The sequence below is a fragment of the Sinorhizobium sp. genome (genome assembly GCF_059070375.1).
The window spans coordinates 308,747-321,753 of record NZ_JCACWC010000002.1; the positions used below are offsets into that span (position 1 = coordinate 308,747).

The window sequence follows — 13,007 nt, forward strand, 5'->3', positions numbered from 1 at the left end:
CCTATTTTTATAGGGACCCGATCAAAACAGGATCGATTTCTCATGATTGCCCTCGATTTCCAGATCCCTGCAGCCCGTTTCGGGGACGATCATTCCCCGTTTCTCTCGGCCCGCCTGGTGGCCGACCGATTAGGCGTCACGCTCGCCGAACTCGCAAAGCTGATCGGTGTCGCCCGCAATACGCTGACGGCGAAATCCGGCGCCCGGAAGGTCGACAGCGCCTTGAGCAAGGTCGTCCGCATCCTGGCCATGGCTTCCGAAATGGCGGGCGACGAGGCCCGCGCCGTCATCTGGTTCAAGCACCAGCCTATTCCCGGCTGGGCCGGCAAGACGGCGTTCGACCTGGTCGGTGAAGGCAAGGCCGACAAGGTGCTCGCCTATCTCGAATCGGTACGCGCCGGCGTCTACGCTTAAGACGGGATGAGGAAGCACATTCCGCCCGCATCGCGGCCCGAGCCGGAACTGACGCCGTCGGTCGAGCCGATAACGCTCTGGCGGGCCTTCGTTCCACGCTGGGCACATATGCCGCTATCCGGCGCGGGTGCTGCTCGCTTCGGTGGCCGCTGGAACCCGATCGGCGTGCCTGCGATCTATGGCGCGCGCGAGCTTTCCACCGCCTGGGCCGAATACAATCAGGGTTTCGTCCAGCATCCGGCGCTGATCGTGCAGCTCGAGTTGCTGGGGGCGAGGCTCGCGGACCTCACGGATGTCAGCCTTCTTGTGGAGCTTGGTGTAGATGAGGCGATCCATCGCTGCGAATGGCGTGATGCGCTCGACAAGGGCGCGGTGCCGGAGACCCACAGGCTCCAGTCGGAGCTTCTGGCGCGCGACTTCCATGGGGTGATCTATCCATCCTTCATGTCGCCCGGCGGCACCTGTGTTGCGCTCTGGCGTTGGAACGGTCCGCAAGAACCGCGTCTCGGCGTCATCGACCCCGATGGCCGGCTGCCGAAATCGCCCGCCTCATGGGTTTGAAGATTCGTGCGACCGCCGCCGCTTGTTTGAATTCCTCATTCCTGTGCTTGTCACAGGAATCCGGCCAGACCAAGTCCGTGGGCTGAAAGAACGTTTTCCGCGCCGCAGACCCGGCGCTGCTCTCATCCCTGTGACAAGCACTGTTGGGGTGGACGGCTCCCAACGGCATCGCAATGTGCCAGAGTGAGTCGTTAAGATCTCAATCGAGGGAGACCGTCCGTGGAGCAGATTATCCGAATTGGCATGGATACGTCAGTGCGCCGGGAGACTGGCAAGGAGTAGGAGGTGAAAGTCCACCACGATGAAGGGTTAGCAACCCACGTCGGCCCCAAGCCGTGCGCAGGCAACCGTGAGGGTGTCGGCGAAGCGTCGGTAGGGGAGCGTGTAGGCCAGCCATGGAGCCGCGAAAGTCCAAAATCCCGGGTGCCGACGGCGTTGACGTCCCGGAAGGCAATACGACTGAGCACGTTACGCGAGTGCTCAGTCGACCCGGCGTGGTCTGAGACCCTGGCATGCACGGAAGCTCCTTGTACAGGAACCGGGAGATCTCTGGATTGGCCACCCAACCCGACGTACGGGTGGATGGTCCGCAGTGGGAAGGCGAGGAGTCGTAGCCGCTGATGAACGATGCAGAGAAGTCTGACTTCGGCATAGTAGCTTTGAAGCCGACGAACAAAGCCGGACGACCGGTGGCGGAGTTGGTGGAGCCAAGGCCGGGGACCAAGGGGAACGCGGAACAGCAACGCATGCACCGGACACAGGGCCGGGCTCGCATGTCCCAGTCGTTGGATCGCGTACGGAAAGCCGCAAGGGCAACGAAGAAGGAAAGGTTCACAGCGCTCCTTCACCATATCAATGTTGATGCACTCCGGACAGCGTTCTACGCCCTTAGGCGCAAGGCCGCCCCCGGGGTGGATGGCATGAGATGGCAGGACTACGAGGCAGAGCTTGAGCCACGGCTCATCGATCTGCACGCGCGGGTCCAACGGGGAGCGTACCGCCCGCAGCCTTCACGCCGGACGTTTATACCGAAGGCAGATGGGAAGCAGCGGCCGCTGGCAATCGCAGCTCTGGAAGACAAAATTGTCCAAGGGGCGACCGTCATGGTGCTCAACGCCATCTATGAAGGCGACTTCTGTGGCTTTTCCTACGGGTTTAGGCCCGGACGGGGACCGCATGATGCGTTGGACGCCTTGTGTGTTGCGATCGACCATCGGAAAGTGAGCTGGATCATCGACGCCGACATCCAGAACTTCTTCGGGGCGGTCAGTCAGAAATGGCTGGTTCGCTTCCTGGAATATCGGATCGGTGATAAGCGCATCATCCGCCTGATCCAGAAATGGTTGAAGGCGGGTGTTCTCGAAGACGGGGTCTTGAGCGTAGATGACAAGGGGACCGGTCAAGGCTCGGTGATCTCACCGCTCCTAGCCAATATCTACCTGCACTACGCACTCGATCTGTGGGCGAAACGCTGGCGACAGCACGCCTCCGGCGGCGACATGGTCATCGTGCGCTATGCCGATGACGTGGTGGTCGGCTTCGAGCGCGAGGACGACGCCCGTCGCTTCCTTGATGCAATGCGCGTTAGACTTGAGGAGTTCGAACTGTCGCTCCATCCGGACAAGACCCGCCTGATTGAGTTTGGTCGCTTTGCGGCGGCTAATCGCAAGCGGCGCGGCCTCGGTAAACCGGAGACCTTCATGTTTCTCGGGTTCACGTTCATCTGCGGCAAATCGCGCAGCGGGCGCTTCCAGCTTCAACGGAAGACCCGCGGCGACCGCATGCGGACGAAGCTCAGGACCATAAAGGAGGAGTTGTGGCGTCGGCTGCACTGGCCCATACCCGAACAGGGGAAATGGCTAAGGCAAATCGTGAGCGGGCATTTCGCCTACTTCGCGGTGCCGACAAACGCGCGCGCACTAGCCGCGTTTCGACACCATGTGGAAGAACTCTGGAGGCGCACGCTTCGGCGGCGTAGCCAGAGGGACGGATTCACATGGGGTCGAACCACAAAAGTGGCAGAGCACTGGCTCCCCAAGCCAAGTATCCTTCATCCATGGCCCGACGTGCGCTTCGCCGTCAAACACCCAAGGTAGGAGCCCGGTGCCTTAATTGGGCTCGCCGGGATCTGAGCGGGGGGCGCCCGGTAACGGGCGTCTCTACCGCGAAAAGAGCGTTTTCCAGTTGCATGGAGTGAACGCCGCCGAGCAACCGATCCTGCGCCGGAAGCTGACGCGCAAGGAAATGGTGAAATTCTTCCAGAAGGCGGCACCGACCAGTATTGCGCTGGAAGCGTGTGGTGGTTCCCACCATTGGGCCCGACTGCTGCGTTCCTTCGGCCATGAGGTGAAATTGATTGCGCCGCAATTGGCCAAGCCTTATGTCAAGCGCGGGAAGAATGATGCGGCGGACGCCGAAGCATTGTGCGAGGCGATGAGCCGGCCGACGATGCGGTTTGTTCCGGTGAAGACGGCGCAGCAGCAGGCCGCCTTGATGCTGGTGGGCTTGCGCGAGAGGCTGATCCGCAACCGGACACAACTGGCCAACAGCATTCGCGGCTTTGCCATGGAGTTTGGCATCGTCGCGGCCACCGGCATGTGCAGGATCGAACCGCTATTGGAGCGCATAGCGCAGGACCCATCGCTGCCCGTTCTTGCGCGAAAGGTTTTTGCCATGCATGGCGATGAATATCGCGGTCTGCTTCACGAGATAAAGAAGGTGGAGGAAGAGCTGCTGGATTTGCACCGCGCCGATGAATGCAGCCTGCGCCTTGCGCAAATTCCCGGTGTCGGTCCGGTCGGCGCAACGCTGTTGATGCTGAAAACCCCGGATGCCCGGCTGTTCGAGTCCGGCCGGGCGTTTGCCGCCTGGTTGGGACTGACGCCCAAGGATCATTCGACCGCTGGCAAGACGAGGCTTGGGGTGATCACCCGTGCCGGCGACGAGATGCTGCGAAGCGTTCTGGTGGTTGGGGCGACCTCTCTTCTTCAACAGGTCAGAGCCGGCCGAAGCCGGCATGCCTCGCAATGGCTCACCGGACTGCTGCAACGCAAAAAGCCCAAGCTTGTTGCCGTGGCGCTCGCCAACAAGATCGCCCGGATCGCCTGGAAGCTGATGGTAAGCGGCCAAACCTATCGGAGGATGGAAGAGCAGCCGCAGGCCGCATAGAGATTGGCCGCCATGGGCGCGCAACACAAAGCCGCCCGTGTCCGGCTGATGCTGTGAACTTGCAAGAGAACAAGCAGATGGTGCGATCAATCGATTCCCAAGACGCCTGACACGCCGCTCATCCCAATGGCCTTCCAAGGCCGTTGCACTGTTTGGCACAGGCGTTGCGGAAACCATCTTGGCCAGTGGCCCTGTGCGGCCACACCGAAAGGCCGAACATATGGAAGCAAGCGATCCGATCAAAAAATCTGCAAAAAACACTTGCAAGGGGGAGCCGGATGAGGACGGAGGAGAGATTGCATGTTTTTGTCCATTGATCGGCTACGATCAACAGCAGTGGCGCACCGTCGGTACTCAAGGAATTCAAGCGCATCGCCATGCGTGCCGACAAAACCGACCAGAGCTTCAACGCCATTATCCATCTCGCAGCAGCCGTCATAAACTCAAAATGAATCTCAACAGGCCTTAGGCTAAGACCTTGCCGGCATTGAGAATACCGTTCGGATCAAAGGCATTCTTGATGCGCCGCATGAGTTCGAGTTCGGCCGAACTGCGGGAGCGATCGAGAAAGTCGCGCTTCAGGAGGCCGATCCCGTGCTCGGCGGAAACCGAGCCGCTATAGGTGCCGACCAGTCCGTAGACGACGGCGTCGACCGCGTGGGCCGTTTCCTCGGTTGCGCCTGGAACGGAAAAGGCGATGTGAAGGTTGCTGTCGCCGACATGGCCGAAGAACGACACGTGCGCTTCGGGGAACTTGGCCCGGAGCGCCGTGCCGCAATCCTCGGCGAAGCTGCCGATTGCGCCGATCGGCAGGCTGACATCGAAGTTGAGAAGCAGGGGCAGCCGATCCAGCGCGTGACCCTCGCGAATACGCCAGAAGGCTTGAGCCTCTTTTTGCGATTGCGCGATCAGCGCGTCGCCGATTACGCCGTCCTCCAGGGCTCGCCCGAGAAAGATTTCGAACCGTTCGCGTTCCGCTTCATGGCCCTGCAGGTCCTCTTCGACGATGACGGCGAAAGCGGGAGAGGCTTCGAAAAGCCTGAGCCCTTCAGCCTCGCAGTTGAAACGGAAATAGCTCTCCCACATCGCCTCATAGGCGGAGAGGCCGGCGAGTTCCTTCTGTGCCCGCTTGAGCAGAGCGACGACATTCTCATAGCTGTCGAGCGCGCAGAGCGCCGTCAGCCGCCCGGCCGGTAGCGGGCGCAGGCGCAATACCGCCCGCGTGATGATGCCGAGCGTGCCTTCCGAACCGATGAAGAGCTGCCGCAGGTCGTAGCCCGTGTTGTTCTTGATCATCTTGTTCATCGACGAAATCACGGTTCCGTCCGCAAGAACGGCCTCGAGCCCCAGCACATTGTCGCGCGCGACACCGTTGCGGATCACCCGGATGCCGCCGGCATTTGTGGCCAGATTGCCGCCGATCTGGCAAGAGCCGCGCGCCCCCAGATCGATCGGCAACAGGAAGCCGGCATTCTCGGCCGCGCGCTGAGCGACTTCGAGGGGTGTTCCGGCGAGCACCGTCATCGTACCTGCCGCAGCATCGATCTCCTCGATGCCCGAAAGTCTCTCCAGCGATATGGCAACGTCGCCAGCGCACGGATTGGCGCCGCCGGCGAGCCCGGTCAAGCCACCCTGCGGCACCACGGTCTGGCGATGCGCGTTGCAGATCCTCAGCGCGTCGGCGACCTCGGCAACGCTTGCCGGGCGAACGACCGCCAGGGGGAGGATCCGGCCCGTGAGGCTCGCATCGCCGCGGTGACGTTCGGCGATCCGGTCGCCGGTGAGCACGGCATCGCCGAGTGCGCTCGTGAGATCATCGATAACAGACATTGGACGGTTTCTAGCGCAGGATTCATTCGATCGGAACGATTAATTCGGCAGATCAACGCCCGGCGTCCAGACCGGGCGAATCCGCGCTTCCAAAGCCCGGGTTCACCGCCTCACGTGCCGGTGGCCGCGAGCACCGGCGCCTCCGCCTCTATCGGCGGTGCTTCCTTTTGTCCGCCCTTGCGGAATAGCTTCCATCGCGTCGGCCGGAAGGCGATGCGCGTGTGGTCGGTGGAGGCGGCGCGTTCCGGCGGCAGCTCGATCTCGACCGGAGGGTGCGTACGTCCGAGGTCGAGTTCCAGATGCCGGGTGCCCGCCACGCGCCGGCTGGCCGTGACGAGGCCGGCGAGGCAACCGCCGCAGCCGTCGATGAGTTCCACGTCGTGCGGGCGGAAATAGAGGGTTGCGGCGCCGTCCGGTTCGTTCCCGGCACGAAGGCCGATCGGGCGGTCCTCATGCCAGATTTCGCCATTGGCGAGGGTGACGTTGAGGCAGTTGGACTGACCGATGAAGCCGTAGACGAAGGGCGAGACCGGATGGTCATAGATCTCGTCGGGCGTGCCGACCTGCTCGATCGCGCCCTTGCTCATCACGACGACGCGGTCGGCAAGCTCGAGTGCTTCCTCCTGGTCGTGAGTGACGAAGATCGTGGTGTGGCCGGTGCGATCGTGGATTTCGCGCAGCCACCGCCTCAGCTCCTTGCGCACCTGCGCATCGAGCGCGCCGAAGGGCTCGTCGAGGAGCAGAACGTTGGGTTCGACGGCCATGGCGCGGGCGAGTGCGACGCGTTGGCGCTGCCCGCCCGAAAGCTGGGCCGGGTAGCGTTTCTCCAGTCCGGAGAGTTGCACGAGTTCCAGCAGGTCGAGCGCCCTGCGGCGGATGTCGGCAGCCGTCGGCCGTCGTTTGGCGGGCCGCACCTTCAGACCGAAAGCGACGTTGTCGAGCACCGTCATGTGGCGGAAAAGCGCATAATGCTGGAAAACGAAGCCGATGTTTCGCTCCCGCACGGTCTTCTTCGACGCATCCTCGTCGCCGAAGAAAATCGTGCCTTCGGTCGGGCTTTCGAGCCCGGCGACCAGCCTGAGCAGCGTGGTCTTGCCGGAGCCGGAGGGGCCGAGGAGCGCGATCAGTTCACCCGAGCGGATGTCGAGGGAAACGTCCTCGAGCGCGGGAAAACGGCCAAATTCCTTGCGAATATTCTGGACGCGGACTTCCATGGAGGTCTGGACCTTTCAGTGCCTGCGGCTGGCAGCGATCTCGTCGCTGTAGCGAAGTTCAAGAGCAGTCTTCAAAACGAGCGTTACCAGCGCCAGGAGCGCCAGGAGCGCCGCCACCGCGAAGGCGGCGACGAAATTATATTCATTGTAGAGGATTTCGACCTGCAACGGCATGGTGTTCGTTTGCCCGCGAATATGGCCGGACACGACCGAGACCGCACCGAATTCGCCCATGGCGCGGGCATTGCAGAGAAGCACGCCGTAGAGCAGGCCCCATTTTATATTGGGAAGCGTCACATGCCAGAAGGTCTGCCAGCCGGTGGCGCCGAGCGAAAGTGCCGCCTCCTCGTCGGCCGTTCCCTGTTCCTGCATCAGCGGGATCAATTCACGCGCGACGAAGGGGAAGGTCACGAAGACGGTGGCGAGCACGAGACCCGGAACGGCAAAGAGGATCTGGATGCCGTAGCTCTGCAGGATCGGCCCGAGCGCGCTGTGAGAGCTGAATAGCAGCACGAAAACGAGGCCGGAGATCACTGGTGAAACGGAGAAGGGCAGGTCGATCAGCGTCGTTAGAAACGCCTTGCCCTTGAACTCGAATTTCGCGATGGCCCAGGCGGCCGCCACCCCGAAGACGAGATTGAGCGGCACGGCGATCCCCGCGACGAGCAGTGTCAGACGGATCGCGGAAAAGGTCTCGGGGTCGCCAAGCGCCGTGAAGAACTCCATCGCTCCTTTGCGGAACGCCTCGATGAACACCGTGGCGAGCGGCAGAAGCAGGAAGAGCGCGACGAAACCAAGCGCAACGGCGGTCAGGACAACGCGTGAAAGCGGCGTTTCCGAGGTTGCAGCCGTCACAAGCGTATTAGAAGCGTAGCCGGCATCATGCGCCATAACCATATCTCCGTCTGCTCCACGCCTGGATCACATTGATGACCAGCAGCATCATGAAGGAAAGCAGGAGCATTACCGCGGCGATCGCGGTTGCTGCCGGATAGTTGAATTCCTCGAGGCGGATGACGATCAGAAGCGGCGCGATCTCCGAGACATAGGGAAGGTTGCCGGCGATGAAGATCACCGAACCATATTCGCCGACGCCGCGGGCAAAGGCGAGTGCGAAGCCGGTCAACCCGGCAGGCAGGAGACCGGGCAACAGGACCCGGCTGATCGTCTGGAAGCGGGTGGCGCCGAGGGTCGCAGCCGCCTCTTCGACTTCCTTGTCGATCTCTTCCATGATCGGCTGCACGGTACGCACGACGAAGGGCAACCCGACGAAGATCAGCGCCACGACGATCCCGGCCGGAGTGAAGGCTATCTTGATGCCGAGCGGAGCGAGCAGCGAGCCGATCCAGCCGTTCGGCGCATAAAGCGTCGTGAGCGCAATGCCGGCGACCGCGGTCGGCAGGGCGAAGGGCAGATCGACCATGGCGTCGATCACGCGCTTGCCGGGGAAGCGATAGCGCACGAGAACCCAGGCGAGGAGCACGCCGAAGACCAGGTTGACAACGGCGGCGATGAAGGCCGTGCCGAAGCTGATCGTCAATGCGTTGACCGTGCGCTCGTCAAGCGCCAGTTCCACGAATTTCGACCATCCGAGGCCGCTCGAGCGCCACAGCAGTCCGGAGAGAGGAATGAGAACGATGATGGTGAGCCATGCCAGCGTCACGCCGAGCGCCAATCCGAAACCCGGAATGACGCTCGGCTGCCGAAACCGCCACCGCGTGTTGCTGCGAGCGGCCATCGATATCATTGCCCCGGCCTGTAGATCTGATCGAAGACCCCGCCATCGCCAAAGAACTTCGGCTGAGCTTCCTTCCAGCCGCCGAAGTCGTCGATCGTGACGAGCTTCAATTCGGCGAAGCGCGCGGTGTCCTTGGGATCCGCCAGTTCAGGCTTGAACGGCCGGTAGTAGTGTTTGGCCGCGATCTTCTGCCCGACATCGCTGTAGAGATAGTCGAGATAGGCCTCGGCGACCTTGCGGGTACCCTTGCTGTCGACGTTGCCATCGACCAGCGCAACGGGGGGCTCCGCCTTGATCGAGATCGACGGCGTGACGATGTCGAAATTGTCGGGGCCCAGCTCTTCCAGTGACAGATAGGCTTCGTTTTCCCAGGCCAGCAACACATCGCCAAGGCCGCGCTGGACGAAGGTGGTCGTCGCGCCGCGCGCGCCGGTGTCGAGAACCGGCACATGCTTGAAGAGCTGCGCCACATATTCCTGTGCCTTCGCATCGTCCCCGTTATTGGCGGCACGTGCCCAGGCCCAGGCGGCCAGGAAGTTCCAGCGAGCGCCACCCGAAGTCTTCGGGTTGGGCGTAATTACCTGCACATCCTCCCTGACGAGATCGCCCCAATCCTCGATTCCTTTGGGGTTGCCCTTGCGGACGAGGAAGACGATGGTCGAGGTATAAGGCGCGCTGTTGTTATCGAAGCGGGACTTCCAATCGGCGGGAATTTTGCCGCTTTCCTTGGCGATCGCGTCGATATCCGCTTCGAGGGCCAGCGTCACGACGTCGGCCTCCAGCCCGTCGATGACCGAACGGGCCTGCTTGCCGGAACCGCCATGCGATGTCTGGATCGTCACGGTTTCGCCGGTGTCGGCCTGCCATTTTTCGGCAAAGGCCGCGTTGAACTCCTTGTAAAGTTCCCGAGTCGGGTCGTAGGACACGTTCAGGATCGTCGTGTCCGCAGCCGCGAGGCCAATCGAGCCAAGCTGCAGGCTTCCGACGATAAGCGCTAATTTGACTATTCCGGCAAGACTATTCGAGCTCATTTCGACCTCCATCTTTTGCCAGATAAAGCTATCGATTTGGTAGACTACTTCAACGCAAACTTATGACGCCTGGAGGCGGTTTCTTGAAAAGTCCTGTCAATATGCGAGCTGCTGAAAGAATGCCGTGCCCGTTATCGGTCTTGGCTCTCTGCCGCCGATAAAATAGCACGACATTTTAGAAATGCACTAAAATTGTGGACTAATGGTTTTCGGCTCCCCAACGGGCTCTTAAGGCTCGCCGAGCGCGGTCGTGACCGGGAGCCCGCTCAAAGGACGCGGCCGCGGGCGACGACCGTCCATGTTCCTTTTGGCATGCCGCTCTCGATGACGTGGACCGCGTCGACCATGTTGGTCACGACGCAGGCATGGTTCGGAACGATGCGGACCTGTTCGCCGACCTTTAGCCCGATCGGACCGTCCGAGACAAGGCGGCCATGCTCCTCGGAGAGCTGATCGATACGTATGTCGTCGCGGCCGAGCACGTGGCCGTAGCCGGTGAGACCCAGCAGGTCGGAGGTCAGGACCTTGCTGCCGGCATCGATGATCGCCCGGTTTTCGCTGGGAACCGAGACCACGGTCGCGAGAACGGTGAGGGCGCAGTCGTCCCATGACGCCACGCCACGGGCAACCAGCGACCGGTCGTTATAGATATACGTACCCGGCCTGTGCTCGCTCGCTATCGGCGCCTCGGCTGCCTGCATCATACCGGGCGTGCCCCCTGATGTAATGCACGGAACTTCGAGCCCCTCTGCCTCGATCAGCCGCTTCGCATCGCTCATGAAGGTCTGGACGCGTGCGGCGCCATCGGCCGGCGGATAGGTCATCAATCCGCCGAAGCGCAGCCCCGGTGCCTCGGCTATGCGCCGGGCAAGGCGCGCCGCCTCGGACGGAGTCCCGACGCCGCAGCGATCTGCCCCGGTGTTGCATTCGACAAGTACGGTCAAGGGCTTGCCGGCATCGGCGAAGAAAGCTGCGAGCCCGTCGACGACGGTCGCATTGTCCGCGACGACGCTGACCGTCGCCTTTTCGTTCAGTCGCGCGAGCCGCGCGAGCTTCTCGGTCCCGAGGAGGTTGTAGGTGATCAGCACATCCTCGATCCGGACGCTGCCGTCGACCATCGCCTCCGCCTCCGTCACCTTCTGGCAGGTGATGCCGATCGCCCCTGCATCGAGCTGCAGCTCGGCCATCTGCGGAAGCTTGTGGGTCTTTATGTGCGGGCGCACGCGGATGCCGTTCCGGTCGGCATAGGCTTGAAACGCAAGGACATTGCGCCGGGCGATATCGAGATCGACCAGCACGGCGGGGGTTTCGATCGGCAGTGTCATGCGGGCGTTTCCTCGATGCGAAGTGGATCGGCGGCGAATGTAGCCGATCCTGCTTGACAAGTAATGGCCCAAGGCATTTGATGGGTAAATCCGTTATTCAGGACGCATGTCCATTATACCGGAATATACGAGTGGGAGCGAAAGGGGAGGTCTTTCAATGATCAGCAAATTCACGGTCGCCGCGAGCTTCATCGCGGCCGTGCTGGCGGCCATGCCGGCGCAAGCACAACAGGCATCGAGCAAGCTCGATGAGATTCTGAGCCGCGGCCATCTGATACTCGGCACCGGCAGCACCAACGCGCCGTGGCACTTCAAGAGCGCCGAAGATAAGCTCCAGGGTTTCGACGTCGACATGGGCCGCATCATCGCAAAGGCGCTCTTCGGGGACCCGGAGAAGATCGAGTTCGTCAACCAGTCGTCCGATGCTCGTATTCCGAACATCACCACCGGCAAGGTCGATATCACCTGCCAATTCATGACGGTTACCGGGGAACGCGCTCAGCAGATCGCCTTCACTATCCCTTACTACCGGGAAGGCGTCGGCCTGATGCTGAAGGCGGACGGCGAGTATGCCGATTATGAAGCGCTGAAAGCTGCCGGCTCTTCGGTGACGATTTCCGTATTGCAGAACGTCTATGCCGAGGACATGGTCCATGCGGCCTTGCCGGAGGCGACGGTCGACCAGTATGAATCCGTCGACCTGATCTATCAGGCGCTCGAATCCGGCCGCGCCGATGCCGCCGCGACCGACCAGTCCTCGCTCGCCTGGTACATGACCCAGAACTCGGGGCGCTATAAGGACGCCGGCTATGGCTGGAACCCGCAGACCTATGCCTGCGGCGTCCGGCGCGGTGATCAGGACTGGCTGAACTTCGTCAACACGGCGCTGCACGAAGCCATGACCGGTGTCGAATTCGATTTCTATGCGAAGTCGTTCAAGACCTGGTTCGGCAAGGACCTCACCCCGCCGCAGATCGGTTTCCCCATCGAGTACAAGTGAGCCCTGCCAATGGCGGCTCCGCCTCTTGGTGGAGCTGCCTTGTTCCACGAAACGGCTGCTTCCATGACATATTCCTTGAACTTCGCGGCCGTGTGGCGCTCGTTCGACCTGCTTCTCGAAGGTCTGGCGCTCAGCCTCGGCCTTGCATTTGTCGCGATCCTCGCGGGTTGCGTGATCGGGTTGATCACGGCCTTTGGGCTCGTTTCCAGAAGGGCATTGCTGCGCAAGCCTGCCGGGCTCTACGTCACCGTGATCCGCAACACGCCGATCCTCGTCCTCGTCCTCTTCAGCTATTTCGCGCTTCCTGAACTCGGAGTCCGTCTCGGCAAGATCGAGAGCTTCGTCGCGACGCTTGCAATCTACTCGGGGGCCTATCTTGCCGAAGTGTTTCGCGGCGGCCTCATCGCCATACCGCCGGGCCAGCGCGAGGCGGGGCTCGCGATCGGGCTTACGGAGATGCAGATACGCACGTCGATCATCATTCCGCTGATGCTGCGCAGCGTCCTGCCGTCGCTTAGCAGTACGATGATCTCGCTCTTCAAGGACACCTCGCTCGCCGCCGCGATCGCGGTTCCGGAACTCACTTTCGAGGCACGCAAGATCAACGTCGAGACCTTCCGCGTTATCGAGACCTGGATCGTTGCGAGTTGCCTCTATGTCGCGACCTGCTCGTTGCTGGCCGCGCTTATGCGCGCCGCCGAGCGGCGTCTTGCAGTGCCGAGGTGA

12 protein-coding genes are annotated in these 13,007 nt (G+C 61.9%); 6 read left to right on the plus strand and 6 right to left on the minus strand.

Annotated elements, in window-relative coordinates:
* Positions 1-42: 42 nt before the first annotated feature.
* The 4 genes from AC5J09_RS06110 to AC5J09_RS06125 all read left to right on the plus strand — a co-directional run bounded on the left by AC5J09_RS06110 (position 43) and on the right by AC5J09_RS06125 (position 4,143).
* Positions 43-414: an antitoxin Xre/MbcA/ParS toxin-binding domain-containing protein gene (locus AC5J09_RS06110; protein ID WP_018097157.1), complete on the plus strand. Its 372-nt coding sequence runs from the start codon at positions 43-45 to the stop codon at positions 412-414.
* A gap of 6 nt (positions 415-420) precedes the next feature.
* A complete protein-coding gene (locus tag AC5J09_RS06115) occupies positions 421-975 on the plus strand; it encodes an RES family NAD+ phosphorylase (RefSeq protein WP_324763845.1) in 555 nt (184 codons plus the stop codon).
* 620 nt (positions 976-1,595) lie between these two features.
* Positions 1,596-3,071, plus strand: a complete 1,476-nt coding sequence (gene ltrA / locus AC5J09_RS06120) for a group II intron reverse transcriptase/maturase (protein WP_324763207.1) — start codon at positions 1,596-1,598, stop codon at positions 3,069-3,071.
* A 16-nt stretch (positions 3,072-3,087) separates the two neighbouring features.
* Entirely contained in the window at positions 3,088-4,143 is a 1,056-nt protein-coding gene (locus AC5J09_RS06125; protein ID WP_416385267.1) for an IS110 family RNA-guided transposase, read from the plus strand.
* Positions 4,144-4,608: 465 nt separating this feature from the next.
* On the opposite strand, the gene AC5J09_RS06130 is transcribed toward AC5J09_RS06125, so the two are convergent.
* The 6 genes from AC5J09_RS06130 to AC5J09_RS06155 form a co-directional block, all read right to left on the minus strand.
* Positions 4,609-5,973 (minus strand): FAD-binding oxidoreductase, encoded by a 1,365-nt coding sequence (locus AC5J09_RS06130; RefSeq protein ID WP_324763844.1) that lies wholly within the window; start codon positions 5,971-5,973, stop codon positions 4,609-4,611.
* Between the two features lie 110 nt (positions 5,974-6,083).
* Complete coding sequence (locus tag AC5J09_RS06135; protein WP_494297184.1) at positions 6,084-7,187, minus strand: sulfate/molybdate ABC transporter ATP-binding protein; 1,104 nt, start codon at positions 7,185-7,187, stop codon at positions 6,084-6,086.
* Between the two features lie 15 nt (positions 7,188-7,202).
* A complete protein-coding gene (cysW, locus tag AC5J09_RS06140; protein ID WP_018097152.1) occupies positions 7,203-8,078 on the minus strand; it encodes a sulfate ABC transporter permease subunit CysW in 876 nt (291 codons plus the stop codon).
* Entirely contained in the window at positions 8,068-8,934 is an 867-nt protein-coding gene (gene cysT, locus AC5J09_RS06145; RefSeq protein WP_180980771.1) for a sulfate ABC transporter permease subunit CysT, read from the minus strand. The genes cysW and cysT overlap by 11 nt, the downstream gene beginning before the upstream one ends.
* On the minus strand, positions 8,931-9,956 hold the full coding sequence (locus tag AC5J09_RS06150; protein WP_324763842.1) for a sulfate ABC transporter substrate-binding protein: 1,026 nt from the start codon (positions 9,954-9,956) through the stop codon (positions 8,931-8,933). The genes cysT and AC5J09_RS06150 overlap by 4 nt, the downstream gene beginning before the upstream one ends.
* Positions 9,957-10,222: 266 nt before the next feature.
* A complete protein-coding gene (locus AC5J09_RS06155; RefSeq protein WP_324763841.1) occupies positions 10,223-11,281 on the minus strand; it encodes a D-TA family PLP-dependent enzyme in 1,059 nt (352 codons plus the stop codon).
* 157 nt (positions 11,282-11,438) lie between these two features.
* On the opposite strand from AC5J09_RS06155, the gene AC5J09_RS06160 reads away from it, so the two are divergent.
* Both AC5J09_RS06160 and AC5J09_RS06165 read left to right on the plus strand, forming a co-directional pair.
* A complete protein-coding gene (locus AC5J09_RS06160) occupies positions 11,439-12,281 on the plus strand; it encodes a transporter substrate-binding protein (protein ID WP_102764196.1) in 843 nt (280 codons plus the stop codon).
* A 63-nt stretch (positions 12,282-12,344) separates the two neighbouring features.
* Positions 12,345-13,007 carry an amino acid ABC transporter permease gene (locus AC5J09_RS06165; protein ID WP_026168824.1) on the plus strand — a complete coding sequence of 221 codons (663 nt, stop codon included), beginning with the start codon at positions 12,345-12,347 and terminating at the stop codon, positions 13,005-13,007.

What these genes read in the sequence shown, in the direction of transcription:
- AC5J09_RS06160 (WP_102764196.1), top strand. Translation starts at nt 11,439, where the DNA reads ATGATCAGCAAATTCACGGTCGCCGCGAGCTTCATCGCGGCCGTGCTG.
- ltrA (WP_324763207.1), top strand. Translation starts at nt 1,596, where the DNA reads ATGAACGATGCAGAGAAGTCTGACTTCGGCATAGTAGCTTTGAAGCCG.
- cysW (WP_018097152.1), bottom strand. Translation starts at nt 8,078, where the DNA reads ATGGCGCATGATGCCGGCTACGCTTCTAATACGCTTGTGACGGCTGCA.
- AC5J09_RS06130 (WP_324763844.1), bottom strand. Translation starts at nt 5,973, where the DNA reads ATGTCTGTTATCGATGATCTCACGAGCGCACTCGGCGATGCCGTGCTC.
- AC5J09_RS06135 (WP_494297184.1), bottom strand. Translation starts at nt 7,187, where the DNA reads ATGGAAGTCCGCGTCCAGAATATTCGCAAGGAATTTGGCCGTTTTCCC.
- cysT (WP_180980771.1), bottom strand. Translation starts at nt 8,934, where the DNA reads ATGATATCGATGGCCGCTCGCAGCAACACGCGGTGGCGGTTTCGGCAG.
- AC5J09_RS06110 (WP_018097157.1), top strand. Translation starts at nt 43, where the DNA reads ATGATTGCCCTCGATTTCCAGATCCCTGCAGCCCGTTTCGGGGACGAT.
- AC5J09_RS06150 (WP_324763842.1), bottom strand. Translation starts at nt 9,956, where the DNA reads ATGAGCTCGAATAGTCTTGCCGGAATAGTCAAATTAGCGCTTATCGTC.
- AC5J09_RS06115 (WP_324763845.1), top strand. Translation starts at nt 421, where the DNA reads ATGAGGAAGCACATTCCGCCCGCATCGCGGCCCGAGCCGGAACTGACG.
- AC5J09_RS06155 (WP_324763841.1), bottom strand. Translation starts at nt 11,281, where the DNA reads ATGACACTGCCGATCGAAACCCCCGCCGTGCTGGTCGATCTCGATATC.
- AC5J09_RS06165 (WP_026168824.1), top strand. Translation starts at nt 12,345, where the DNA reads ATGACATATTCCTTGAACTTCGCGGCCGTGTGGCGCTCGTTCGACCTG.